This is a genomic window from Robertmurraya sp. FSL R5-0851, assembly GCF_038002965.1.
In the GTDB taxonomy this organism is placed as follows: domain Bacteria; phylum Bacillota; class Bacilli; order Bacillales; family Cytobacillaceae; genus Robertmurraya_A; species Robertmurraya_A beringensis.
Genome location: NZ_JBBOOE010000001.1, coordinates 2,487,759 through 2,513,718, shown reverse-complemented (window position 1 = coordinate 2,513,718; position 25,960 = coordinate 2,487,759). Strand labels below are relative to the sequence as shown.

The 25,960-nt window shown below is 38.2% G+C and carries 27 protein-coding genes; 16 read left to right on the top strand and 11 right to left on the bottom strand.

Annotated elements, in window-relative coordinates; translation table 11 throughout:
• Nucleotides 1–2 precede the first annotated feature (2 nt).
• Nucleotides 3–1,208: an MFS transporter gene (locus tag MKX65_RS12785; RefSeq protein ID WP_160546751.1), complete on the bottom strand. Its 1,206-nt coding sequence runs from the start codon at nt 1,206–1,208 to the stop codon at nt 3–5.
• Between the two features lie 109 nt (nt 1,209–1,317).
• Here MKX65_RS12785 and MKX65_RS12780 point away from each other — a divergent pair, with 109 nt between their 5' ends.
• On the top strand, nt 1,318–3,288 hold the full coding sequence (locus tag MKX65_RS12780) for a methyl-accepting chemotaxis protein (protein WP_160546750.1): 1,971 nt from the start codon (nt 1,318–1,320) through the stop codon (nt 3,286–3,288).
• Between the two features lie 118 nt (nt 3,289–3,406).
• Nucleotides 3,407–3,655, top strand: coding sequence for a Parvovirus coat protein VP1-like protein (locus MKX65_RS12775; RefSeq protein ID WP_340903891.1), 249 nt, complete (start codon nt 3,407–3,409; stop codon nt 3,653–3,655).
• A gap of 43 nt (nt 3,656–3,698) precedes the next feature.
• Here the strand turns inward: MKX65_RS12775 and MKX65_RS12770 are convergent, their stop codons facing one another.
• Nucleotides 3,699–4,211 carry a DoxX family protein gene (locus tag MKX65_RS12770; protein WP_340903888.1) on the bottom strand — a complete coding sequence of 171 codons (513 nt, stop codon included), beginning with the start codon at nt 4,209–4,211 and terminating at the stop codon, nt 3,699–3,701.
• Between the two features lie 60 nt (nt 4,212–4,271).
• On the bottom strand, nt 4,272–5,627 hold the full coding sequence (locus MKX65_RS12765) for a transposase (RefSeq protein ID WP_340903269.1): 1,356 nt from the start codon (nt 5,625–5,627) through the stop codon (nt 4,272–4,274).
• 402 nt (nt 5,628–6,029) lie between these two features.
• Between MKX65_RS12765 and MKX65_RS12760 the strand changes: the two genes are divergently transcribed.
• Nucleotides 6,030–6,203 carry a hypothetical protein gene (locus tag MKX65_RS12760; RefSeq protein WP_160546748.1) on the top strand — a complete coding sequence of 58 codons (174 nt, stop codon included), beginning with the start codon at nt 6,030–6,032 and terminating at the stop codon, nt 6,201–6,203.
• 55 nt (nt 6,204–6,258) lie between these two features.
• Here the strand turns inward: MKX65_RS12760 and MKX65_RS12755 are convergent, their stop codons facing one another.
• From MKX65_RS12755 to pdxR, 3 genes are all read right to left on the bottom strand, one after another.
• Entirely contained in the window at nt 6,259–7,629 is a 1,371-nt protein-coding gene (locus MKX65_RS12755) for an aldehyde dehydrogenase family protein (RefSeq protein ID WP_160546747.1), read from the bottom strand.
• A gap of 15 nt (nt 7,630–7,644) precedes the next feature.
• Nucleotides 7,645–8,844: an iron-containing alcohol dehydrogenase gene (locus MKX65_RS12750; RefSeq protein ID WP_160546746.1), complete on the bottom strand. Its 1,200-nt coding sequence runs from the start codon at nt 8,842–8,844 to the stop codon at nt 7,645–7,647.
• 63 nt (nt 8,845–8,907) lie between these two features.
• A complete protein-coding gene (gene pdxR / locus MKX65_RS12745) occupies nt 8,908–10,287 on the bottom strand; it encodes a MocR-like pyridoxine biosynthesis transcription factor PdxR (protein WP_160546745.1) in 1,380 nt (459 codons plus the stop codon).
• Between the two features lie 105 nt (nt 10,288–10,392).
• Here pdxR and MKX65_RS12740 point away from each other — a divergent pair, with 105 nt between their 5' ends.
• Complete coding sequence (locus tag MKX65_RS12740; protein WP_160546744.1) at nt 10,393–10,833, top strand: GNAT family N-acetyltransferase; 441 nt, start codon at nt 10,393–10,395, stop codon at nt 10,831–10,833.
• Between the two features lie 168 nt (nt 10,834–11,001).
• Nucleotides 11,002–11,298 carry a DUF3817 domain-containing protein gene (locus MKX65_RS12735; RefSeq protein WP_160546743.1) on the top strand — a complete coding sequence of 99 codons (297 nt, stop codon included), beginning with the start codon at nt 11,002–11,004 and terminating at the stop codon, nt 11,296–11,298.
• A 75-nt stretch (nt 11,299–11,373) separates the two neighbouring features.
• Here the strand turns inward: MKX65_RS12735 and MKX65_RS12730 are convergent, their stop codons facing one another.
• Entirely contained in the window at nt 11,374–11,616 is a 243-nt protein-coding gene (locus MKX65_RS12730) for a hypothetical protein (protein WP_160546742.1), read from the bottom strand.
• 165 nt (nt 11,617–11,781) lie between these two features.
• On the opposite strand from MKX65_RS12730, the gene MKX65_RS12725 reads away from it, so the two are divergent.
• From MKX65_RS12725 to MKX65_RS12715, 3 genes are all read left to right on the top strand, one after another.
• Nucleotides 11,782–12,303 carry a hotdog domain-containing protein gene (locus MKX65_RS12725; protein WP_160546741.1) on the top strand — a complete coding sequence of 174 codons (522 nt, stop codon included), beginning with the start codon at nt 11,782–11,784 and terminating at the stop codon, nt 12,301–12,303.
• A 169-nt stretch (nt 12,304–12,472) separates the two neighbouring features.
• The gene (locus tag MKX65_RS12720) at nt 12,473–13,117 is read left to right on the top strand and encodes a pentapeptide repeat-containing protein (RefSeq protein WP_160546740.1); all 645 of its coding nucleotides are present in this window, start codon (nt 12,473–12,475) and stop codon (nt 13,115–13,117) included.
• Nucleotides 13,118–13,346: 229 nt separating this feature from the next.
• Nucleotides 13,347–15,053, top strand: a complete 1,707-nt coding sequence (locus MKX65_RS12715; protein WP_160546739.1) for a methyl-accepting chemotaxis protein — start codon at nt 13,347–13,349, stop codon at nt 15,051–15,053.
• A gap of 71 nt (nt 15,054–15,124) precedes the next feature.
• Here the strand turns inward: MKX65_RS12715 and MKX65_RS12710 are convergent, their stop codons facing one another.
• A complete protein-coding gene (locus MKX65_RS12710; RefSeq protein ID WP_160546738.1) occupies nt 15,125–15,325 on the bottom strand; it encodes an aspartyl-phosphate phosphatase Spo0E family protein in 201 nt (66 codons plus the stop codon).
• 226 nt (nt 15,326–15,551) lie between these two features.
• Here MKX65_RS12710 and MKX65_RS12705 point away from each other — a divergent pair, with 226 nt between their 5' ends.
• Both MKX65_RS12705 and MKX65_RS12700 read left to right on the top strand, forming a co-directional pair.
• Complete coding sequence (locus tag MKX65_RS12705; protein WP_340903884.1) at nt 15,552–16,370, top strand: VOC family protein; 819 nt, start codon at nt 15,552–15,554, stop codon at nt 16,368–16,370.
• 109 nt (nt 16,371–16,479) lie between these two features.
• On the top strand, nt 16,480–16,857 hold the full coding sequence (locus tag MKX65_RS12700) for a VOC family protein (protein WP_160546736.1): 378 nt from the start codon (nt 16,480–16,482) through the stop codon (nt 16,855–16,857).
• 71 nt (nt 16,858–16,928) lie between these two features.
• Here MKX65_RS12700 and MKX65_RS12695 read toward each other — a convergent pair whose 3' ends face one another.
• Both MKX65_RS12695 and yeiL read right to left on the bottom strand, forming a co-directional pair.
• Nucleotides 16,929–17,402, bottom strand: a complete 474-nt coding sequence (locus MKX65_RS12695) for a hypothetical protein (protein ID WP_160546735.1) — start codon at nt 17,400–17,402, stop codon at nt 16,929–16,931.
• A gap of 100 nt (nt 17,403–17,502) precedes the next feature.
• Nucleotides 17,503–18,159: a transcriptional regulator YeiL gene (gene yeiL, locus MKX65_RS12690; protein WP_160546734.1), complete on the bottom strand. Its 657-nt coding sequence runs from the start codon at nt 18,157–18,159 to the stop codon at nt 17,503–17,505.
• A gap of 83 nt (nt 18,160–18,242) precedes the next feature.
• Here yeiL and MKX65_RS12685 point away from each other — a divergent pair, with 83 nt between their 5' ends.
• The 3 genes from MKX65_RS12685 (at nt 18,243) to MKX65_RS12675 (ending at nt 22,070) form a co-directional block, all read left to right on the top strand.
• On the top strand, nt 18,243–19,394 hold the full coding sequence (locus MKX65_RS12685; RefSeq protein WP_160546733.1) for an MFS transporter: 1,152 nt from the start codon (nt 18,243–18,245) through the stop codon (nt 19,392–19,394).
• A 238-nt stretch (nt 19,395–19,632) separates the two neighbouring features.
• Complete coding sequence (locus MKX65_RS12680; RefSeq protein ID WP_160546732.1) at nt 19,633–19,773, top strand: hypothetical protein; 141 nt, start codon at nt 19,633–19,635, stop codon at nt 19,771–19,773.
• A 185-nt stretch (nt 19,774–19,958) separates the two neighbouring features.
• Nucleotides 19,959–22,070, top strand: coding sequence for a PBP1A family penicillin-binding protein (locus MKX65_RS12675; protein WP_160546872.1), 2,112 nt, complete (start codon nt 19,959–19,961; stop codon nt 22,068–22,070).
• A 66-nt stretch (nt 22,071–22,136) separates the two neighbouring features.
• On the opposite strand, the gene MKX65_RS12670 is transcribed toward MKX65_RS12675, so the two are convergent.
• The gene (locus tag MKX65_RS12670) at nt 22,137–23,294 is read right to left on the bottom strand and encodes an alkaline phosphatase PhoX (protein ID WP_340903879.1); all 1,158 of its coding nucleotides are present in this window, start codon (nt 23,292–23,294) and stop codon (nt 22,137–22,139) included.
• Between the two features lie 199 nt (nt 23,295–23,493).
• On the opposite strand from MKX65_RS12670, the gene MKX65_RS12665 reads away from it, so the two are divergent.
• From MKX65_RS12665 to MKX65_RS12655, 3 genes are all read left to right on the top strand, one after another.
• Complete coding sequence (locus tag MKX65_RS12665; protein WP_160546731.1) at nt 23,494–23,679, top strand: twin-arginine translocase TatA/TatE family subunit; 186 nt, start codon at nt 23,494–23,496, stop codon at nt 23,677–23,679.
• Nucleotides 23,680–23,754: 75 nt separating this feature from the next.
• Nucleotides 23,755–24,504: a twin-arginine translocase subunit TatC gene (gene tatC, locus MKX65_RS12660; protein WP_160546730.1), complete on the top strand. Its 750-nt coding sequence runs from the start codon at nt 23,755–23,757 to the stop codon at nt 24,502–24,504.
• Between the two features lie 169 nt (nt 24,505–24,673).
• A complete protein-coding gene (locus tag MKX65_RS12655) occupies nt 24,674–25,912 on the top strand; it encodes an ATP-binding protein (RefSeq protein ID WP_160546729.1) in 1,239 nt (412 codons plus the stop codon).
• Nucleotides 25,913–25,960: the final 48 nt, after the last annotated feature.

Genomic DNA, 25,960 nt, shown 5'->3' with positions numbered 1-25,960 from the left:
AATTAATTACTTGTCGTAGCAGTAACCTGCACTGAATGGGTCATTTTTATAAAGAAGGAAAGAAAAAAGCCAACCAGTAAAATACAGCCTAACACGCTAAAGGACAACACGTAAACTCCCATTTCAATTAAGTTCAATGCCAATAGAGGTCCAGTACTAGCGCCAACAAATAATATAAAGGCATTGAATGAAACCGCACTGCCTCTAGCATGGCCGGCTAGTTGGCTAACAATGCTGATTACAATTGGATTGGCTGTGGCAATTCCTAAAACAAAAATGATACTTGCAAAAATAATGAACGGGAGGGATGGGCTTACACCTATTCCAAATAATCCGGCAGCAGCAAGAGCTAATCCTGTTTTTAGGGTCAGAGTGGTTCCTAATTTTTGTGCGAGTCTCCCGGCAAATAGTGATAATAGCATTCCTATGATTCCAGCAGAACGAACGAATAAGATTTCATTTTCCGTTAAACCGAACTGATTGGACAGATAGCTTCCCAGAATGGTATACATACCTACTAATGATAACAATAGGGAGAAAGTAATACAAAAGGCCAGTAGAAGCTGTGTTTGTTTTCCTAATAAGGTCATCTTTTTGAAAGCTTCAAGCATATGGACATGAGGTCTGGTCATTTCATCCTTTGGCAAAAAGAAAATAATTAGAATAAGAGTAAGGAAATAAAGAGTTCCCAGCAAGAAAAATATAGCCTGCCAGCCCCAAAGTTCATTCACTAATCCACTATACACTTGCCCCACCACTCCAGCCATTAAAAGACCCGAACTGACAAATCCAACAGCTGTTAACCTTTTTTCGGGTGGAAACATTTCACCTGCATACACCAAAGAGATAGGAGCAAAAGCAGCAGAAATCAGTCCTTGTAACCCTCTTAATATGAGTAGTATGTAAAAATTGTCTATAAAACCTATGGCAAAGGTGATGAAGGTTAAAAGACTAATACTGGTCACTAAAAACACTTTTCGACCATAACGATCAGAAAATGGACCATAAAGTAAACATCCTACGGCATAACAAATCGAATAAGAACTAGCGAGCCAAGCCACCTGGGTTATGTTTTTGTGAAAAATATCAGACAATACCGTGGCTAAAGGGATGGTCACGTACATGCAAGATAATACGACTAACCCACACCAGAATAAGATGCTGGTCATTAAAGGATAGTTATATAGTGGTTTATTTGGTTGTGTCATTTCATAACCTCCCGTTCACAATTTTGATAAAAATTAAACTAATCATTGTAGAAGTTAAACCGATATACATAGTGACATTATTAAAATTGATCATCTTGGAGGGTTTAACTTGTTGAAAAAATTTGTCTCACTCAAAATTAGAACGAAACTAATATTGTTTTCGTTAGGTATTCTTTTATTACCATCAATCATTATTGGTACGCTTGCATATTCTAGTGCCAAGCAGGAAATTGAAAAACAAATGATGTCTACTTCCTTAGAGAGTATTATGTTACTAGACTCATTTATTACAAGTACGGTCAGCCTTAAAGTACATGATGCAGAAACGTTTGCCAAAACGGTCACATCTGACTTAGTTAAGGGTGAGGATAGCCCAGAATTACGTGTTAAATTAGAACAATATACGAATCTTCATCCTGAAACCGTTAGTATCTATTTAGGAACAACAGACGGATTGATGATTCAAAATCCAAGAAAAGAACTTGCGGCAGATTATGACCCTAGACAACGTCCGTGGTATCAAGAAGCGATGGCGAATAAAGGACAAGTCATCATCACAGATCCGTATGAAGCTTCTTCAGGTGGAATCGTCATTACTGTAGCAAGAACAACGGATGACGGCAGTGGCGTGATCGGAATTAACTTAATGATAGGCAATATTACACAGTCGGCCAGTAAAATCAAAATTGGAAATGAAGGCTATGTGATTCTTTTAGGTAGAGAAAAGAATATGATTTACCACCCAACGGTAGAAGCTGGAACCTTAGCAGAAGAAGATCATTATCAGCTTATGTACAAGGATAACAAGGGAGAATTTGACTATCAATTAGATTCTCAAGATAAAAAAATGAGTTTTACAACAAATGAACTTACAGGTTGGAAAATCGGTGGCACGATGTATACCAGTGAAATTAGTGATAGTGCCTCTCCAATTTTTAACAAGACATTAATCACCGTAATGATCTCGCTAATAATCGGTGCGGTCGTAACCTTTTTCATCATCCGTTCCATTGTACAACCTATTCGTCGTCTAGTTGGAAGCACATTAGCCATTAGCGAAGGGGACCTAACACACGAGATTGAAGTTAAAGGCAAGGATGAGATTGCAGAGTTGGCTGCATCGTTTAAAAATATGACTGACAATCTAAAAGAAATCATTACACAGGTGGATATGAATACAGAGCAAGTAGCGGCTGCCGCTGAAGAATTAACAGCATCATCTGATGAAACAACGATCGCTACCAAACAGGTGGCAAACTCGATCCAACAGGTTGCAAGTGGTGCTGAAAGTCAAACCATTGGAATTGATAAAACAGTAAGTACGATGAATGAAATTACTCATGGCATGGAAACCATGACGAACAATTTCGTTCAAGTAAATTCCCTTACACAACAAGCAGTAAAACACGCTGAAGAAGGCGGAGAGTCGGTTCAACATACGGTAGCACAAATGAACGAGATTCATAGGCAAGTAGAAAGTTCAGATGTGATTATTAAATCACTTTACGACCGTTCAAAGCAAGTAAATGAGATTATCGGTGTGATTAGTGACATTTCTAATCAAACGAACCTTTTGGCTTTAAATGCTGCGATCGAAGCGGCAAGAGCTGGGGAGCAAGGAAAAGGGTTTGCCGTAGTGGCTGATGAAGTTCGTAAACTTGCTGACCAATCTCAAAGCTCAGCTAGCCAAATAGCTAAACTCATTCAAGCGATCCAAGAGGATACAGAGAGATCCGTAGAAGCCATGCAGCTTGCAACAAAAAGTGTGCAAGACGGAATACTTGTATCCAATAAAACGATTGAGAAGTTTGACGAGATTTTAAATGGAGTAAGAGTCATGGCACCTCGAATAGAGGAAGTATCACAAATAGCAGAACAAATTACAGCAGAAATTAAAAATGTAACTGACACATCTTATGAGCTATCTGAAATTGCTAAGGAAAACGCATCCTCTTCAGAAAATGTGGCCGCGTCAACGGAGGAACAACTAGCATCTCTTGAAGAAGTCGCTTTGTCAGCCAAATCCTTATCAGAAATGGCCGAAAACCTTCAGGAGCTCGTTAGAAAGTTTAAGATCTAATAATTAGCAGGAGTCCTAAAAAAATTTTAGGGCTCCTTTTTCTGTTGGACAACTCTCCATACAAAAGAAGGGGGTGATACATAAACTGTGAGTAATATGAAATGAAGGAGGGGATGAGGTGCCTTGTTACCCGGGTTATCGTTATTGTGGTCCTGGTTGTAGTGGACCAGGACGTCCCGTCAATCAATTAGACGCACTTTGTATGAAGCATGACGCCTGTCTTCGTCGCTATGGGTCACATAGAATGTGTGACGAAATATTTATGCAGCGAATGATACCTATTAGGAATCAACGGAACAAAATGGGAAGAGATGCCGCTATCATGAGTGGTTTTATGAATTTAAAACGAATGTTTTCAGCTCATTGAGGAAATAAGAAAATCCCTTACGAATGTGTAAGGGATTTTCTTATTATGCTTCTTGATGAAGTGGATTCGTCTTTTTGTTGAATGCTTTGCGAATGATTGGTAGTACATAATAATCTAAACCAAATCTTCCTGCGTTGTAACCAGCTACAATCAAAATGACGCCCATTAAAATATCTGTTGGGTTATGAGATACAGTTCCAGCAAGTACGAATGCGAAGTTCATTAGGACTCCGAAAAAGGCAGCTGCCGTAGTGAAGCATCCAAGGATTAAACCTAAACCAACTAAGAATTCTCCCCAAGGTACTAAGAAGTTGAATAATTCAATATTTGGTAATGCGACGCCTTCAAGGAAAGATACATACCAACCGTATACAACACCATCTGGACCTGCTACCGGATTAGCGATAGCGCCTTTTAAAAATCCTGCAGCATCAAAGCCACCACCAGTTATTTTCCCCCAGCCAGCTGTCATCCAAGCAAACCCGAGATATACACGTAAAACTGTCAATAGACTAGCTACAATCTTGTTTTCTCTTAATAATTGAATCAATTTCATAATTGCCTTCTTTTAAAAAAGTCGAGAAAATCCCTAATGAGAAATTGTACTTTTTTAAAATTAAGCTACTTGTTTTTGTTGGATTTCCATTTGTTTTCTAATACGGTCTACAGCTAATTTTGAAGCATTGTAAACAAGTGTGACAAAATCAAAATGAAGTTTTGCTTTTTTTCCCTTTCGATGACGGACATTACCTAATTGGAAAAATTCTTTCAAATACGCATTTACCCGTTCAACAGCTGTTCTTTCTGCGAAAAGGGTTTTCCATTTTTCTGAACCTCGTGCTGGTGCTGTGTATTTTCTGAGGTCTGTTTCGATTCTGACTTTATAGACTTTTTGACATAACGAGTCTTTTGCTAAAGGACAATCTTTACACTCTTTTGGCCGAACAAATTTTAAAGATTTATATGTCTTGTCATAGCTATCATAGCGGTACGAGTGCTCTCTGACGCAAGTAGGAGCGAAATGTTGATCATAACCAACTATTTCACCTTCACCACGTTTGTTATAAGCGATAATGGAGTGAGCATCCATCCGAAAAAGTTGTTGATAGATTGGAACAAAATCATAGCCTGCATCCATGGAGCCATACTGAATAGAAAGCGGAAGTTGTTGAATACCCTTTAAAAGAGGTATCGCAGCCTTGCCATCATTCAAGTTACCAGAACTCATAATGGATTGAAGAATATATTGACTCTTCGAGCCAACCGCAAGGTGGGCTTTGTATCCATACCAGAACTCGTTTTTTCCTTCGCTGTTTTTCTTAATCCCCCATGCGGGTTCTACAGGCATTTCTGAGCGGAGCTCTTCTAGGGAAACATCAAGTTGGGCGGAAATAGGCTTTTCGTAAAGAGTCATATTCAGCTGTTCTTCGAGTTTTTGTTGATCAAATTGTTCTTTTTCTTCTTTCTTTTTACGGCCACGCTTTTTCGGTTCTGGTTTTGGTTTTTTTTCTTGGGCAGGTGCATGATCCCTTGCTTCAAAATGTGTGGCATCAATCGCTATGTTTTCATCATTAACAAAACCTTCTTCAATGGCATGAAGAAGAATGGATTCCTTAGTTTTCTCAATGGCGTTTGTTTCTGATAGCTTCTCAATTAAACGGGAATATGAAGCTTCAGAAGGAATCTGATCCGAAACTAAAAATCCGCATTCAAGACGAAAGATAAAATCATGTTTAAGTCTTTTAATAAGATCCTTGATTGTAGGAATACGCTCGATAAATCTAGCCACCAAAGAATAGATCATCGCAGAGTAATTCAACTCTGTTGGAGCACCTAACCAGGATTTTTTTGAGACGGCAAAAACAGCAGTGTCCATGTCAATAGTTGAGAAAATGGCATTATATCGTTGGGTAGGTTCTAGATCGAATAAATCTTGAATGCTAAATAGGCTTCCTTGTCTTATAATAGGCATAGGGAGTCTTCCTCCAGTCGTTAGAGTTGGTTTGGTCACTTACTCATTTCGACATTTGGGGAGGTACTCCTTTTTTAGTATCTAAAAAACCTTGAGCCCGTAGGGCTCATAATTATGAAATTCATTCAATTGATTAAACATAAATGATTCCTTCTTTCGAAAAAATGTTTTTGTGTTTCTATATTCATAATATACACCGTTGATATATAGAAAAACATAGGTTTGTGATGTTGTTCACAAAGTGTTAAAAGCTTAATGAATAAAATGTGAACACGACAGTTTTGCAGTCATCTGGGATTAAATCAATTATTTAGTAGATTTTATGTTATAAAATGTTTAACAATTAGTATAAAGGGTATAGATACAAGAAATCTCATTTTATCAACTAGGAGGGGAAGTTCTTTGGAAGGAACGAGGGTCGTACATAGAAATCAAGAGTACATAGTTATGCACGATTACAAGAACGGAATGGTAGAGATACGCAATAGAAATTATAAGTTTGATATCCGATTGGTTTCTATTCATGAGCTACTTTTTTCTAGTGGACAACAAGAAGAGTACGGCCAAACGGGTTGATCATGTGATTTCGGGAAGCCTTTACGTTTAACTATCGTAAAGGCTTTTTTCCTTTTTATTTCAGAAACCATTTTAATTTTTTCAATCCATCTTTCACATTTGGATAGCGAAAGGGTAAATCAAATTTTGTTGTTTGTTTTAGTACACTTTTACGATGAGAAAACGTGTCAAAGCTTCCTTTTCCATGATACGCACCGATTCCGCTTGAGCCCACCCCGCCAAAAGGCAGATAAGGAGAGGCGAGATGATAGACGGTATCATTGATACAGCCACCTCCGAAAGAAATCTGATGTAATACCTCTTGTTGTATGCTCTCATTCTCAGAGAAAAGATAAAGCGCTAAAGGATTCGGATGTTTATGTATCCCATCAATAACATCTGAAAGCTCGCGATACGGAAGGACAGGTAGAATCGGACCAAATATTTCATCCTGCATAATGGGATCTTTCCATGTAATCTCTGTCAAAACAGTCGGTTCAATCGTTAGCGTTTCCTCATTTGACCCTCCACCCATGAACATGTCTCCATTATTCAAAAAGGTGAGCAATCGGTCAAAATGTCGCTTGCTCACGATACGTGTGTATTCCGGATTTTCGATTGCTTTTGCGCCATACAGCTCATGAGTTGCCAACTGAAAATCCTGTAAAAACTCATCTCTTATGCTCTCATGAACATACAGGTAATCGGGTGCCACACAGGTTTGACCGGCATTAATAAATTTCCCCCAGGCAATTCGTTTGGCAGCAAGCTTCACATTCGCATCGTGATGGACGATACAAGGGCTTTTTCCGCCTAATTCGAGTGTAACAGGTGTAAGATTTTTAGCTGCTGCCTCCATAATGACTTTTCCAACAGGAACGCTTCCGGTAAAGAAAATGTAGTCAACATCCTCTGCAAGTAGAGCTTGACTTGCTTCGACTCCGCCTTCCACTACGGTAATATATTCTTCTGGAAAAAGGTCAGTAATCATCTTTCTTAGTAATTCAGAGGTTTTGGGTGTTAACTCCGAAGGTTTTAAAATCGCACAGTTCCCGGCAGCGATTGCTCCAATTAGCGGTGCAATCGCCAGTTGAAACGGATAATTCCATGGTGCAATAATGAGAACGACACCGTATGGATCTGAGTATATATAGCTTGTCGATCCAATATGGCTAACAGGGGTTTTTACTTTTTCTGGCTTCACCCAGTCGTTAATATGCTTCAGAGTGAAACGAATTTCCTCGAGAACGACTCCAATTTCGGTAGCATATGCTTCAAATTCTGCTTTATTTAAATCCTCTTTCAGGGTGTGAAATAGAGATTGTTCATTTTTACGAATGGCCTCCCGAAGTTTTTCTAATGCCTGAATTCGATAGGACAATTCCTTTGTTGCTCCTGAACGGAAAAACGCTTTTTGTTTTAAAATGAGTGAATCGTAGTTCTCCATATGTGCAACTCCTAATTATTCCTTTATCATTTCATATAAACTAAATAAATCGTGTTTGTCTAATATTTTTGGAACCGGATATAGAGGATTGGCTTCACGAAACGCACGGTCAACCATAATCGGAAGGTCCCGATTTTGTAGACAATCGAATGTATTTGGGATATTCATGTCCCGATTCAGTTTTTTAATTTCTTCAATAAATTTTTGGGCTTTAAGAGAGTCCGTTTCGTCTGCTGAGGTAATGCCAATCAAATCGGCTAGCTCTGCTAACGGTTGATGGACGCTCTCTCCATAATACTCTAGCACATAAGGGAGAATAATGGCATTCGCTAGGCCATGGGGAACCGAGTAAAATCCACCTAATGTATGGGCGATTGCGTGAACATAGCCAACATACGCACGAGTGAATGCAATCCCAGCCAAATACGACGCCTTTTGCATGTTTTTTCGAGCCTCGATATTTGATCCATTCGAAAATGCCTCATAAAGATTTTCAAAGATTAATTGAACCGCTTCTTTGCTGCATTGAAGGGTTTCTTCTGTATTGCTTCTGCCAATGTATGCTTCCACGGCATGGGTGAGGGCATCCATTCCCGTCGTCGAGGTGATAGGAGGAGGAAGCTTCATGGTAAGCATCGGATCCAGAACGGCTAGATCCGGGATCAATACATGGTCATTAATCGCATACTTTTCGAGTGTTTCACTGTTCGAAATGACCGCAGCTACTGTCGCTTCACTCCCTGTTCCAGCAGTTGTTGGTACCGCAATGAGTGGAGGAGTTGGCTTTCTTACCTTTAGCTGTCCTTTCATTTCAGGTATCGTTTTACTAGGACGCGCAATTCGTGCAGCGACTCCTTTTGCGCAGTCAATGGGTGAGCCGCCTCCAAAACCGATAATTCCATGGCATTGATAGTCTTTATATAATTGTAAAGCTTCTTCAATATTATTGATCGTTGGATTTGGTACGGTTTCGTCATAAATAACATAGTCAATTTCTTTTCCTTCTAACCCAGCCAGTAAACGATCAAGCAAACCAATGGATGTAATCCCTTTATCGGTCACAATTAAAACGCTCCCAATTCCTTTCAGTTTCAAGAGAGGGGGAAGCTTGATCAGGCTGTTTTCTCCTTCTAATAGCTCAGGCTTTCTCCAATCAAAAAAGGGAGCAGCGGTTTTATAGGCGAACTGATACATTCGACAATAGAGGTTGTACATCGCAATTTCCTCATTTCTAAAAAGGTCTACTATTATTAAATGAGGAAATATTTGGAGAAATTCCTAAAACCTCCAAGCTTGTTTCAGCAATTGTACACCTAATTGGATTTGTTCGATTGATAGATTACTAAAACCAAGCTTAAGTATGGTTCCCTGTTCGTTTGTTACATAGTAAATGGATGTTGGGTACACTTTCACACCGTGTGAAAGTGCTTGTTGAATCAGTTTGTCCTCTTTTGTTGCTCCTCGAATCCTGATTAGTATATATAATCCTGATTGGGAACCGATGATTTCGATCGCCTCTCCGAATGCTTCCTGCAGGCAGGTGACTAGATTGTGCATCTTCCGTTTGTAAGTGGTGCGCATTTTCCGAATATGTGAATCCCAATATCCATGTTCCATGAAGCGTGCCATCGTTCGCTGATGAATGCTCGAGGTACCTTGCTCCAGACCGGAGAACTGTTCTACATATGGTTTGATTAGAATGGAGGGCAATACCATGTAGCTTAAACGGATCGAAGGGATAAATGCTTTTGAAAAAGTACCAAGGTAAATCACACGCGCACCAGCCTGTAACGATAATAAGGCCGGTATCGGCCGCTGTTTGTAACGAAATTCGCTATCGTAGTCATCTTCTATAATAAATCCATCCTGTGTTTCCGCCCATTTTAGTAATTGCTGCCGTTCAGGAACAGGCATGGTGACACCGGTAGGAAACTGATGGGACGGAGTGATGTATACAAGCTTGGAGTCCGTCATTTCAAGCTGTTCAAGTGAAAGTCCTTTTGCACCTACTTCTATGGGATCTAAGTGATACCCATGTAGTTGAAAGACTACCCGAGCTCCGTCATAGCCAGGATTTTCTACGGCAATGCTAGAAAAATCTTTTTTTAGAAAAAGGGACAAGTGCATCAGTAGTTGTTGCGTGCTGCTGCCGATGATGATTTGTTCCGGTGTGGTTTGAATTCCTCTTGATTGAAGTAAGTAGCTAGAAATTTGACTTCTCAGGAGGGGATCACCCTGCATTTCTCCGTAAGTATAAATCATGTCTTCCTTTAACACATCGTTACTACATCTTCGCCAAGCTTTTAACGGGAAAGCCTGTTGATCAACGGTTCCAGCACGAAAATTCACTTTTATTGATGCCTCGCTAGCGCGAAGGTTATTCTCTATGGAAATGGAGTGCTGTAAATCAATAGGCTCGAACGCTTCGACAAAGTACCCTTTTTTCTCTTCACTTCGTATATAACCCTCTGCCATTAATTGTTCATACGCAATAAGAGTGGTGTTTCTGCTCACATGTAAAATCATAGCTAACTGACGAATGGACGGAAGCTTTGTATCATTGGGGATCACTCCATCTTCAATAAGGGAGCGAATATTTTCATAAATTTGTTTATATTTAGGACTCTTATCGTTTAGTTGTAAGACTAACTCTTTCATTAAGAACTCCCATCTGACATATGTATTTGATAAAAACTGTTCCTTTTATTATGTCAGATTGATTGTAAGATAGAAATAGATTTATTGAAAGAAGGGAAGAGGAAGATGGATATTATGAAGGCCGATATAACTTTACTAGAGCTAATAACCCCATTATTCAATGCATACCGGATGTTTTACGAACAAACTAGCAATCTTGAAGGTGCAAGACAATTTATTCAAGAAAGAATAGCAAATCAAGAGTCAGTCATTTTTCTAGCAATGGAGGGAGAAACGGCTGTTGGATTCACGCAGCTTTATCCAACCTTTTCGTCTGTTGGTATGAAAAAAGGATACATCCTTAACGATTTGTATGTAGATACAAACTATAGAATGAAAGGCATCGGTAGAGCATTAATACAGGAAGTTTTTCAGTTTTGTGAAGAGAGAAATGCCCATTTTGTTCAATTAGAGACGGCAGCAGATAATGTTCAGGCTAAGACCTTATACGAAAAGATGGGGATGCAGTTATCAAATGAGTATGATTGTTATGTGAAAAGGTTCTAGAAATAGGGGAAGAGTGAACCAAAGCTTGGATTCAGGGCTTTGGTTTTTTAATTACTTTTTTACAGTGATAATTGTACAAACATGTTATTATATATCTATTAATGGTAAAAATGGCTATCATAGTCATTTGAGAAGCAATATGGATTAGAAGCCAGGAGGGAAAAAAGAATGCTTAACTCGCCAATCGCAAAATTTCGGTTCATGGGCCTCTTAGAGGGTGTATCTCTGCTCGTCTTGATATTTATTGCTATGCCCCTTAAATACTTCGCAGGGTTTCCGGAAGTAGTCACATTGGTTGGTTCGATTCACGGTATGCTATTTGTCATGTATGTGTTTATGATTGCGTATGTCACTTTTAAAATTAGGTGGTCTTTTGTATGGATCACATCGGCATTTGCTGTTGCGTTTATTCCTTTCGGTAATCTGGTCCTTGATGCTAAACTTCGTAAGTCACGTTACAGTTAATTTGTAATGAATTCCTTTGTATGCGGTTACTATAATTCTTTATAAAAATTGGCTACCAAACATTGGTAGCTTTTTTTACGATTGCGATAACTTAATCATTATTTTTTCTACCGTTTCTTTTTCAGTGGATGATCTTACAATCGTTGCAATATCAGAAAGTACTTTTTGGCAATGCTCGGCTTCTTTCGCTAAAGATACGAGATGTTTTAGATCGCTGTAGGATAATTCATTTACTAAAGCTTCCCATTTGTACCCATCCTCGTAATCTCGTAAAATTCCTTCCACATTACCTATCACCGAATTCTTCACACTACGCATGGTTACTCCTCCTTGATGTTCTATTTTTAAAATTATATTTGAGAAAGATGAAGGTAGTTTTAATGTGGTGTAAAGATCATGAAAATTGTTTTTAAATAAAACAAGTGCATAGTACGTGCCAAAAATTAGAGTATAATAATCAAAAAGAAGAAGCGAGGAAGAACGATGACAGATAGAATAACAAAAACATGTTCACAGTCCAGAGTGATTAAGACAAGCAGGGTGTTTCCACTAGATACCAATAACCATGGGACATTATTTGGTGGGAAATTGATGAGCATGATCGACGATGTCGCATCGATTTCTGCCTCAAGACATGCACGATGTGAGATTGTAACGGCATCAACGGATTCGGTTGATTTTCTATTTCCCATCCAAAAGGATCATTCAGTTTGCTTGGAATCTTATGTCACTTGGGTCGGGAAATCTTCTATGGAAGTGTTCGTTAAAGTGATTTCAGAGAATCTGATGACGGGGGAAAGGCAATTAGCGGCAACCTCCTTTCTAACGTTTGTGGCCCTATCTAAAGAGGGGAAAGCACTGACTGTGCCTTATGTAAAACCTGTAAGTGAAGAAGAAATCATGATGAATGAAAGTGCACCAATGAGGGCGGACAATCGAAAGAAACGAAGAGAACATAGTAAAACCTTAGGGGAAAAAATCAATGTGAACGTACCTTGGGGTTGATAATTATTTTGTCTAGTTGTTTGAAGTGCAAAATTTGCACTAACCTTGCTATTTAAACGGTAATCCTCCACTAAAATTACAGGTAATTAAAAAATAAAGACTTAAATAAGATTTGATTTTTTAGTATGGTTAGGGAATGAATGGTAATTGAAAGATTTAGAGGTGTAGTATGTCAAAAATAAAAATAGATGGTCCAAAAGTCTCAACCGACTTGCCACATGCTAATTTTCATGATGTTTTTTATGAAGAAGAAGCAGAGTTAGTCAACTGTTCGGTGGTAAATTCCCAAGTAGAGAATGAGGAAATCGAAAGGCTAATTCTATCAAAAGTTATTTTTAGAAACGTCACATTTATAAGCAGTTCCTTTGTCAATATAGATGTAACCGATGTGTTATTCGAGAATTGTAATTTATCAAATGTACGTTTTTGTGGAGGAAATCTGCATCGAGTGGAGTTTAAAGATTGCAAATTGTTAGGGTTAGATTTGTCTGATGCGATCTTAGGGAATGTTCTTTTTGAAAACTGTGATTTGAACTTAAGTAACTTTGCTGATACTCGTCTAAAACAAGTGAATTACGAGCAATCAACGTTAAAAAGTGCTAACTTTTTCAACTCTAAATTTACTAAGGTAGCTCTTAACCGATGCGATCTGAATGATGTAGATTTTACCAATACCATCCTTAAAGGGGTTGATATTAGTACTTGTACGTTTGAACAGATCAATGTGTCGACCGAAAGTTTGGTGGGCTGCGAGGTATCTTCGAATCAAGCAATTGGGTTTGCGAGGTTATTAGGGTTGAAGATAAAAGAGTAAATTCATGTATTTAGCAAATAATCATGGGTGCAATGTAGAAAGAAAATCCATATTTGATACAGATAACAAAATTAGAAGATCATCTTAAGGAGCGTTAATGAAATTTAACCTCCTTTTTATTATGTAATGATGTCTAAAATTTGAACAAAATAGTAAACATTGTTTCGTATATTCCGATAGTACTGATAGTAGATGTTATATATGTATTAGACGACAGGAGAGAGTAACAATGGGGAAAAACATCATAAGAATAAATCTCAAGCTAGGAACAAAGATCAATTTAATTGTTATATCAATGATCACTATTTTATCCTTAGTTATTGGATTTGTAGTGAACGGAGAGATTACGAGGGGGATTAAAGAGTTTGCTACTGAGAAAGCAAAAGGGGATTTAGGACTCGCTTATAGATATATTGACAACAAATACCCTGGAGAATGGGAAGTCAAAGATAATACGCTTTATAAGGGAACAACCCAGATCAATGATAATAATGAAATCGTAGATACAATTGGAGAAGAGACGGGAGACACCGTTACGATTTTTCTTGAAGATACACGTGTGACAACCAATGTATTGATAGATGGAGAGCGTGCAATTGGTACACAGGCTTCAGCGGAAGTAGTTGATACTGTCATTACAAAGGGAGAGTCTTTTTATGGGGAAGCAAATGTAGCAGGGAATATGTACCAAACCGCTTATATGCCGTTAGAAAATGCTTCTGGAGAAGTAATCGGAATTATGTATGTAGGTGCTTCAGAAGAGATAATTAACAATATTTTATCTTCTTTCATACTCAAATTCGTTGTTGTATTGGTGATAATGATCGGTCTAGCCTCTGGGGCTGTGTATTGGTTCACATGGAAAATGAAAAAGAGACTTTCGAATCTTACAAAGGCACTTGATATGGCTGGAAATGGTAATTTCACTGCGGAAGTTGAAGATCACTCAGGTGATGAGTTAGGTACTTTATCTGATAGCTATAACAAAATGTCAGAGAGTCTTAAAGACATGATGAATGAGGTTATTTCCACTTCTGAACTTCTTGCTTCTTCATCGGAAGAATTAACAGCAAGCTCAGAACAGACAAGTAAAGCAACAGAGACGATTACAGACTCCATTCAACAGGTAGCAGATGGTGCAGAACAATCCACATCAAGTGTACAGGAGAGTGCAATAGCATTAGAAGAAGTCACGAAGGGCATACAGACTATTGCAGATAATGCATCGATCGTTTCAGAAGTAAGTGGACAAGCCACTGAAAAGGCTAAAGAGGGCGGATTGTTTGTTGATAAAACGGTGAATCAAATCAATGAAATTAATCAATCGGTTTTCGCAAGTGGTGAAGTAATAAAAACGCTTGAACATCGTTCACAGGAAATTGAGAAAATCACAAATGTCATTACAGCAATTGCAAATCAAACAAACTTATTAGCTTTAAACGCTGCTATTGAAGCGGCAAGGGCAGGGGAGCATGGAAAAGGATTCGCGGTTGTTGCGGATGAAGTTCGAAAGCTTGCTGAACAATCACAGCAATCTTCTTCACAGATTTCGACATTAATCAAAACTATCCAAGAGGACATGACCCAATCTTCCCAATCTATTGAACAAGTTTCTGTCGACGTAAAAGAAGGGTTAGCGATTGTTAACCAAACTAAGGAGACTTTTAAAGAAATCCTTGAATTTATGAGTAATTTAACAGAGCAAATTAATAATATGGCAGCAACGTCAGAAGAAATATCAGCAAGCACTCAAGAAGTTTCCGCTACTGTATCGGGAATTATCAATATTTCTGAACAAACATCCATGCATTCGCAGAACGTAGCAGCTTCAGCAGAGGAACAACTTGCATCTATGGAGGAAATCGCCACATCTGCATCGGCATTATCTAATCTGGCAGACGATTTAAAAGTTTTAATTGGAAAGTTTAAGGTCTAAATGAATGTTCATATAAAATGACTGGCCACTTATGGCCAGTCATTTTTGGGTTCAATGTTTCAATTATTCAGTTATTTGTAGAGAAAGGTACGGCGATTTTTGGAAAATAAACGTTGATAGATGGTGAGATAACTGTCTAGTCTTTGACTGATACGGATGGTATTTTGGCTGCCAAACCCTTCTTGCATCCCAGTGTAAATCAATTCGCCACGAATAAGTTCAATTTTAATATATAAGTATACTTCATCATTTTCAAAAATAATCGGCGGCATATCAATGACTCCTATGGCTATAATTTCTCTAGGTCGTATAAATGTTATTATTACATATTTTTAAAAGAAAAGGGAATATTTGATAGCAATTTTAATAAAATGTTTATTTTTTGTAAAAAAGTCACTTGATACCTAAAATTTTCGATAAAAAGTAAAAGAATGATTGACATTCAACTAGGTTGAACCTTTATCCTAAATATGTAAACCAAATAAAGGGAGTGGTTAGATGTATCGATGGGATGGAGGGTTTATTATGGTGCATCCTGATCAATTTGAGGATGCTATTCAATGGTATCAGGACGTATTTGGCTGGGAGTGTGTGGATCAAATCACTAGTTTGGTTGGAAGAAAAGGGTTTATGAAGATGCCTAGAGCTGGAATGGTAACAATCAAGTCGTTTGAGCGGGATCATGATCACTTACAGTCTCCAGAAACAGAAGGAAACGTGAGGCTCGGATTTGCCACATATCATCTGGAGCAAACCCTTTCTTATTTAAACGATAGAAAGATAGAGGCTTCGGCTATAAAGCAGCTTCCGAGCGGACAAAGATATTGTGATATTGTAGCATTTGACAACACAAGATTAACGTTAGTAGAGGAAAACAAAGGAGAGGACGAAAGGGAGTATCCTCCATCAGGAGTGCTTGGTTTTGGTACGGTGAATGTCATTATTCATGTGAAGGATCCCAAATTTTCAGCCTCCTGGTATAAAGAGCATCTTGGGTTTGTGATTGAGGAAATAGATGAGGGGAGAGGTTTTGCTCACCTCAAGACAGAGGATGCCTATGATAGAAACGTATTAAACGAATGTTTTTGGGATCATATTTGGCTTTTGAAAAGTCAGGACACTGTTACAAAACCCAATGATAATCGAGCAAGAACCTATTACGACATTCGGCCTGAGTTTGTTTTCGATGAATATCATAGGCTGATAAAAAATGGATTGGAACCTTCTGATATGGCTGGTGACCCAATAAATGGTTGGGGTGGTTTTCATTTTTATGATCCGGATAATAATCGTATTAATGTGTGGTCCTATAAATGACCGTATGAAAATCTTTTTTTCTCGACAAAAGTATTAATTTTTTTAGTGGAAGCGTTATAATTATATAGGTAGTGAAAGTCCTAATTCCATCTAAAAGGGGTAGAAATGAATGATTAACAAAGTTGGTCAAATCATGTTGTATGTTACTAACCAAGATGAGGCAAAAGCTTTTTGGACAGAAAAAGTAGGGTTTCAGGTCGTTTCTGAAGAAGATAACGGTCAAGGTTTTAGATGGATTGAGGTGGCTCCAAAGGACGCAGAGACAAGTATCATTTTACATAACAAGGAATTTGTAGCGAAAATGTCGCCTGAATTGAATTTGGGTACACCTTCTTTAATGTTTTTTACCGAAAATCTTGAAGATTTTTATAACGATTTATCGAATAAAAACGTTACAGTTGGAGAATTAGTCAATATGCCTTTTGGAAAAGTCTTTAACTTTGCAGATGATGAAGGAAATTATTTTGCGGTAATGGAGAAAGAATAGGGCCCAGGGTTAAGAAAAGAGGACTTTGCTCATTGAGGGCAAAGATCCTCTTTTTTGATTTCATAGATCTCTTACTTCAGATGATTTGTTCTAATAAACTTTAAATGCCAAGGTAATCCTACGAAGAAAACGAATACAAATACAGGAATAGAATAGTAAAACTTCCATATATCAGATGTCATAATTCCCGTTTTGTGAGCGATCCACTCCAGGACAGTTGACAGAATGATAAAAAAGATGATTAACGCTTTTTTACGTTTGGTAGCTTCGAAAAGATTTAGAAAAATGATGGCAATAAGAGAAGGAATTAACCCATATAATAACAGCTCGGGTAATCCATCTCGTTTCGTACCGATGTCAAAAATATCAAACGGTGCCGCTATTGTTATATTAACCATCCAAACCACATAGCCTATCACGCCAAATGTGGTATATATTTCAGTTTTATTTAATTTTTTTGGCATGAAAAGAAAAATGAGGATAAGTACAATACTTAATGTGATCGGATACCATATTCCTTTTACAATGTCAAAATTTGGGTTCATGATTCTACCACCTACTACAGTCTTTACCAATATATTTTCCTAATTTATAGGTAATATGTAGTGGTGTGTATGAAAAAGTAATTAAGTAGATCTGATCGAATTATTTAGCTAATTGTTGCAGCCGAGATCGATCGACAATTAGAAACCCGCGAGAATGTTTCTTTATCGTTCCTTCTTCGCCTAGCTTTGCAAATACATGCAATAAATGACGGTATGACACACCTAAGTATTCACAGACTTCGGTGTGTTTTTCTTTGTAAAAATCATGATCAGCTGAAACAAGTATAAAAGCAGCCAGCCGGTTAATTAACGGATATACTTGATTTTCGGTGTACTTCGCTGATATGGTTGTTGCTTTTTGACTGAGAAAAATGCATAAATGCCTTAAAAAAGTAGCGTCCGTGAGCAACTTCTCTTTACAAGCCTGAATGGGAATGGCAAGACAAGTAACTTTCGTAACGGTTTGGATCGCTTTGGATATACGTTCTTCATTTAAAAGTTCAATTTCTCCCATAAAAGTAGGGGCTTGCAAAAAATTGATCAGTGATACTTTCCCGTTTTCGTGGGTCACATAGAGCTTTGCTTTGCCTTCAACCAGATAGTATAAATACTCAGGATAGGAGCCTTCTTGGAAAATAAATTCCCCACGTTCAAACTGACATACTTGAATATAGGGTGTGATAGGAAAGGAGAACAGGGATTCGATTGGGTATCTTGTAAGATAGTAATTGCGTAAAGGTTCAACTAAAAATTGCATGAATTCCTCCGAAAAAATATGAGATATCTCATATTATTGTATGAGTGTTCATGATATGATGCAAGAATCACGGAGGTATGAAAATGAATATTCAACATTGGCTTTCACGAAATTTCTTTGTATTTTTTATTACATGGGGTGCATTTTTACCCTATTGGACAGGATGGCTCGTACAAGATAAGGGATTAAGTGTTACTGAAGCAAGTCTAATTATGGGAATAGGATTAGTGGCAAGAGGACTTTCCACGCTGTTCGCTTTTCCTTTTGCGTCAAGATTTTTAAGTGCTCATAAGGTGATTCTGAGTTTGACGGTTATCTCACTCATTGCGACTATTCTTTATATTCCATCTTCTTCGTTTACAACCTTATTCGTTGTTACGATCCTATTTAGTGCTGTTTATCCGACACTCCTGCCTGCTGTCGAAAGTGCTGCGGCAGTGTTGGTGAGTCATCATGGAGTACATTATGGGAAAAGTCGAAAATACGGATCGATTGGGTTTGTGGTTTCCGTTTTTATCATTAGTATGTTAACAGGGCAGTGGGGAGAGCAAGCTATATTATGGAGTATGTTTGTCGGTCTTGGTTTCATGCTATTTATGTGTTTTTTACCAACGCCTACCATTTTATTAGAGGCACCATCGAAACAAAATCGAAAAGGGGCATTATCTGTCCAGAAATTATTAGAAGTAAAAAGCTTTCCGATTGTATTACTCATTGTTGTGTTGTTACAAGGAGCACATGCTTCTTATTACAACTATGGATATATTTATTTACAAGACTTACAAGTGAATCAATATTATATCGGTTTGATTATTAACATAGCGGTCATTTTTGAAATCTTCTACTTTATGAAAGCCGATTCCTTGTTTCAAAAATGGAATACTTCCTCCTTATTATTGCTAGCGGCAGTAGGTTCGACTTTAAGATGGATCCTTTTGTTTTTGTTCCCCAATATCTGGGTATTTATACTCTCTCAAGGTTTACATGCATTATCCTTTGGAGTGGCACATTACGCGTTTATCACTTATATCACTAAGAATCTACCAAAGGAACAGATTCCAAATGCTCAAGGAATTTATTCCGCGATTGCTTTAAGCTTGAGCACGGCTGTATTAACACTGTTAGGTGGATTCTTGTATGAGATTTCTCCGAATCTTGCCTTTTTAGGAATGATTATTTGTACCATTCCAGCGATTCTTGTTATTATTGGGTCAAGAAGGCGGTTTAATTTTTAAAATAGGGTTGAAGAGAGCATCGGACTATAGTTCATGCTCTTTTTATTAGATTAAGAAATTGCAAATGTTGGCTTTCGAGTTATAAACGGTTTCTTATGACGCGTAGGCTTCTGTTTTTTGGTCTCTCACGTCATAAACCTTTTCTTATGACGCAATTCTTCTGATTTCTCTCCTATTATGTCATAAAGTTTTTCTCATGGCGCACCATATAAACATATTAAGTTTCGGGAGGGTCCATATGGAAAAAGAAAACAGTGAGTACAAAAGTATTCATCAAATGAAAGCAGAAAATGAAGAAAAGCTAGAGATTAGTTCAACGGGTTATGGGTTAGAAAATGCAGTTGAAGAGAATGAAACAAAGAAGTCAGACAATAGTTAATAAAGGTAGACCATTAAAGTAGGGCGTTTATCCACTAGGATGAACGCCCTATTTATTGAAAAAACGTTTGAACGTGAAGTTTTATTATTTATAATGATTCAGTGCATTACTTCTAATAAAAACGGGTAGTAAAACAAGTGGAGACTTTTTATGTTTAAATAGTGGGGGAAAATGACGTGGGAAGAATGGAAAGACGACAACAAAGAAGGGCATCAAAGTTTTCTTGGAATGCCTTTACTTCAAAGAGCACAAAAATGAAGATTCTAGCAGCGGCTATTGGTGTGGCTCTCGTTTTCTTTATGATTTTTAATATCTTAATCTGGACAACAGACGTGAGCAAGTTAGAAGAACCTGCACCACAACCAACTATCATTTTTGATCAAAGGGGAGAGGTCGCAAGTAAAATTGCCTCTTCTAATATTGAAGGGGTAAGTATAGAGAAAATTCCGGAAGACGTTGTACATGCGGTAATTGCAACAGAGGACCAGAGGTTTTATAAGCATGACGGAATTAACTATTTTGCCATTGCGAAGGCATTGATAAAAAACACCTTGAGCGGAGAAGTTGTTGCTGGTGGTAGTACACTAACGCAGCAGCTGGCTAAGAATGCTTTTTTAACACACGAACGGACATATACGAGAAAGTTTAAGGAACTTATTATTACTAAAAGAATAGAACAAAAGTATTCGAAAGATGAAATCATGGAAGGGTACTTAAACCAAATTTACTTTGGTGAAGGGGCATGGGGAATCCAACGTGCTGCCCAGACGTACTTTGGAAAGGATGTTAGCGCATTGACTCTTGGGGAATCGGCCATGATTGCAGGATTAATTAAAGCACCGTCCATCTTGTCTCCTTTTAAAGATATGGAAGGTTCGGTGGAACGAAGAGATCTTGTTTTATCACTAATGGAAAAAGAAGGCTATATCACGGGAGCGGAACGAAAACAAGCAAAAGAACAGCCCATCGTTCTAGAAGGGAAAAAGATCGATGGATATAAAGGGAAATATCCTTATTATGTCGACCATATCATTGCAGAAGCGATTGAACAATATGAACTAACCGAGAACGAAATTTTGTCAGGTGGTTTGAGAATTTATACAGAACTAAATCCAGTCATTCAGAACGCGGCCGAGGAAGTGTATAACGATAATAGCTTATTTCCTGAAAGTACGTCTGATCAGTTGCTTCAAAGTGGGGCAGCTTTTATTGACCCAGCGACTGGAGGAATTACGGCCCTTGTGGGAGGCCGAGGAGAACATGTATTCAGAGGGTTTAACCGTGCGACTCAATTGGAGCGTCAGCCAGGCTCTACGATGAAACCATTAGCTGCATATACCCCTGCCCTTGAACAAGGATATGACATATTTGATAAGCTTCAAGATCGTCCGATCGATATTAATGGATATCAGCCATTGAATTATGACAAACGATTCCGTGGAGAGGTAACGATGTATGATGCCTTGGTTCACTCTTATAATGTGCCACCCGTCTGGCTTTTGCAGAAAATGGGGGTGAAATATGGGGTAAATGCCGTAGAACGCTTTGGTATACCATTGACGGAAGAAGACCAAACAGCCGGTATGACTCTGGGCGGCTTACACAAAGGGGTCTCCCCTTTAACCATGGCACAGGCCTATTCTACATTCGCTAACAAAGGGGTACGAATAAATGCCCATTCAATTACCCGTATTGAAGATGCAGAAGGAAAAGTGATCGCACAATGGAAAAATCATGCGATCAAGGTGACGGACCCTGAGGTTTCTGAGAAAATGACGTATATGTTAAAAGGGGTCGTTGAAGAAGGGACAGGAAAAAATGTAAAGGTAAGTGGGTGGGATATCGCTGGAAAAACTGGAACGACCGAACTTCCATTTGCTAACGAGGCTGGAACAAAGGATCACTGGTTTGTCGGGTATTCTCCTGAAATGGTAGGAGCGGTTTGGATGGGGTACGATCAAACTGATGAAAATCATTTTCTAACCACATCAAGCAGTTCCACCGTTACCATTTTATTTAAAGAAATATTTAGTCGGTCCTCCTCAGTGTTCACCGAAAAAGAATTTGACCTTTCTTCTATAGAAAGAAAGTATCTTGATGCGAGAAAAGAAGAGGAAGAAGACGAAGAAGAAAAAGAGGAAGAAGAGGAAGAAAACGAAGAACATGAAGACGAGGAGGATGAAAACGAAGACGACGAGAAGGAGAGAGAAAAAGAGGAAAGAGAAAAAGAAAAGGAAAGAGAAAAGGAACAAAAAGAACGAGAGAAAGAAAAGAAAAAAGGTAAGAATGATGATTAGAGTTTTTAGGAAAAAGGCATCTACTCTACTGTGTCACTTCACAGTAGGTGCCTTTTCCTATTTTTCTTAAATTTTCACTCCATGACGCTCAAAAGCAGCTGCTTCAAGAACAGAGATCCCTTGATTTTCAGCGAATGACTTTAGTTTATCTGACACATTTGGTGCAAACAGCTTGCCAGGAGAAGAATAAGACATTTCTCTCGCTCGTGCGGAGTTGCTGCGAGCGAATGGTCCCCAAATCGCAAACGTCTTACCTGGTGTTTGAATATTAACAAAGAGTGTTTTGCCATCAGGTGAGAATATCGGACCAGCTAATTCTGAGCCACTTAAACGGTTATTCGCAAAAGGATAGATGTTTCCTTCTGGTGTAATCCCCATGATACGGTCGTTTCCGGATCCATCCTCTGCAAACCATAAATCTCCCCAAGGTGTCATGCAAATATTATCCGGTGACTCCATTAGTTCTCGATCGGTTGCTTCATAGAATAGCTCCAAGGAATTGGTAGCTGGTATGTAGCGGTAAATACGTCCAAGAGTTTTCTCCCCAGCCGAGCTGTCATCAAACCAGAACACACCGGCTTGGAAAAAGGCTCCTTCTAGCTTTTTAAATTCGATACAACCTTGTGCTTTTGCATCCTCACGACATAAATCCGGATTCAATTCCTTCCACACAATTCCAATCGTTTGTCCTGTTTTAAAGGTACTTGCTTTTGGAGAAGCAATTTCTTCAATAGCAGCAGCGTATAATTTACCGCCTTTTTGCAAGGCACCTGGTTTTTTACTCGTGTCATTTGGAATGAAGCGGTATAAATAGCTTGGGCTCGCATCTTCAGTCAAGTACACATACCCTGTCGCTGGATCGATGGCACAAGCTTCATGAGAGAAACGGCCCATGTCCTTGATTGGTGTTCTTGACAGTTCATTTTCTGGATCTAATGGATCAACTTCGAATACATAGCCATGTGTGGAGGAACGTGTTTCTTCACAAGTTAACCAAGTTCCCCAAAGAGTGGCTCCACCTGTACAATTTCTGATCGTACCTGAAGAACTTACATATTCCTTTACTACGTTTCTAGCATTATTAATGATTAGTGTCGTTGTACCACCTACAGCTGCAGGGCTATAAGGGTTTGTTCCAATAACTGGGTTGGTGGCGCTTGTCCCTAATTCGTGGTTACGAACTAGAACAGTAGTTGTTCGGTCCTTCGAAAGCGGCCATTCCATCAAAAGCTCCTGGAATCGCTGTACCGTTAGTCATTGGCTTACCTATTTCCTAAAGTGCTGTTGGGGAGAGGTGAATTCTATTTTCACTATTAATAATTTCATAACACTTTTTTACAGTAGCTTCATTGGTTTTGGTTTTTCCCTCCCCTATAATCAAAACTATTAATAACAAATACTAGTGAATGAGGAGGTTTTTCGATTGTTTCAAAATATAGGAGTACCTGGCTTAATCCTTTTGCTTGTGATTGCATTAATTATTTTTGGTCCCTCAAAGCTGCCTGAACTTGGCCGAGCAGTGGGTTCCACGTTAAAAGAGTTTAAAAAATCCACGCGAGAGTTAGTATCAGATGATGCACCTGTGAAAAAAGAGGAAAAAATAAATTAAAAGGAATTTGTAAGATGTAAGTGGTTATTCCTACTTACATCTTATTTTATGGAACGAATAAGAGGGGGCAAACAGATGCAAAACAGGGATGTCCATTTAGTAGAGCATTTAGAAGAGCTTCGGAAACGAATCATCATCACATTAGGTGCCTTCATGATTTTCCTTACGGGAGCTTTTATTTTTGTGAATGACTTATATAATTGGTTAATAAGGGACCTAGATGAAAAGCTTGCCGTACTTGGGCCGAGCGATATTTTGTGGGTGTATATGATGTTATCAGGTGTATGTGCTTTTGCATTTACCATTCCTGTAGCGGCTTATCAAGTGTGGAGGTTTGTCACACCCGCATTACATAAGAAGGAAAGGGAGGTAACACTCCGGTTTATCCCTGGCTTTTTTCTATTATTTATTTTAGGAATCAGTTTCGGGTACTTTGTTTTGTTTCCAATCGTATTAGGGTTTTTGATGGGGCTTTCTGAGGGACAATTTCAGACCATGTTTACAGCCGAAAAATACTTTAGCTTCTTAATCAATCTTACATTGCCCTTTGGCTTTCTGTTTGAAATGCCACTGGTCGTCTTGTTTTTAACAAGATTAGGAATTCTTAATCCAATGAGACTAGTAAAAGCGAGAAAGATCTCGTATTTTGTGCTTATCGTGGTATCCATTCTTATCACACCACCGGATTTTGTTTCAGATTTTCTGGTCATCATTCCGTTGCTTGTGCTTTATGAAGTGAGTTTATCTCTTTCCAAAATTGTTTACAAAAAGAAGTTAAAGGATGAGGCGAAAGAGGAGGCGGAGGCTTATAGCGAAGTGAGCTAGCAAATAACATAGAAACCGTTGGAGGAGCAATCTTAGTGATTGCTCTTTTTTATTTAAACAAATTTATTGGCTTTTTTTGTCGGATAAAGGAATTAGAAGATTTTTAGCGAATAAATGATAGAGAAAAAATATTATTGTATGGCAAGTATTTTACAGGGGGACGGGCTCCATGCTTCATGGAATAGAACTCATTTTAAATCAAGTGTTAATGGTGCTTTTTCCTATTTGGACGTACCATTTGTTATTTCAGAAAAAAGGGTCTAGACAACGGTTTAAACCAATGCTTGTATTGGTTCTAACCATCTCTCTTTTGCTAACCCTAACATTTTCAATTAATTATTATGATACATTTTATTTTGATTTAAAAATGGTTCCTATCATTATTGCTTTTCTATATGGAAGCAATCCATGTGGATTATTGATTATCGGTATTACCGTTGTTTATAAAATCATTTTTAATGATGATCCCCCATTAATAACAGTGATAAATTTTGGAATTATAAGTGGATTACTTATTCTTGTAGCAAAGAAATTTCGTACATATAGTGATTTTAAAAAGATCTTTTTAATTAGTACTCTTTATGGACTTATAACTATTACGAGAGGAATTTTGCTGGTTTATACGAATCACTCTCAGGAAATAGGAATCGTTTTTACCTTTTCTTTCATCACTTGGCTAACTTTATTGTCAGCAATGTTTATTTTTGAAAATATGAACAAGCAGATGGAATTAGAGCTTAAAGTGCAACGGGCAGAAAAGTTCGATGTGGTTGGTCAGCTTGCCGCATCAGTAGCGCATGAGGTAAGAAATCCGATGACCGCTGTTCGAGGCTTTCTACAGCTTATGAGTGATGATGAAAATTTAACTGAGTCTCAAAGAAGATACATACATATTTCAATGGAAGAATTAGATCACTCACAGGTCATCTTATCTGAGTACCTGTCCTTAGCTAAGCCAGCTACGACCGACTTGAAAATTCTCAACTTAAAGGCGGACTTAGAAAATATTATCGAACTGATGAGGTCATTTACGAATCTTCAAACCATTTCCATCGTTTCTTCATTAGAAGATAGACTGTTAATCAAAGGGGACAGTTCAGAAATCAAGCAAGTTTTTGTAAACCTTCTTAAAAACAGCATAGAAGCGATTGGAGAAAAAGGCGAAATAATGGTTAGTGCTTATCAAAATGGAAAATATGTAATAGTAGAGATTGAAGATAATGGTCAAGGCATGTCAGAAACACAACTGAAATATCTCGGTACCCCTTTTTATTCGACAAAAGATAAAGGAACGGGAGTCGGGCTGTCTCTTTGTTACAAAATTGTCCATTCGATGAAGGGTACGATATCGGTAAGAAGCAAACAAGGAAAAGGGACGAGGTTTACGATTCAATTTCCATCAGTATAATAAAAAATTATCAAGCAAACATAAAACCCGAATAGTTTCCACTTGTAC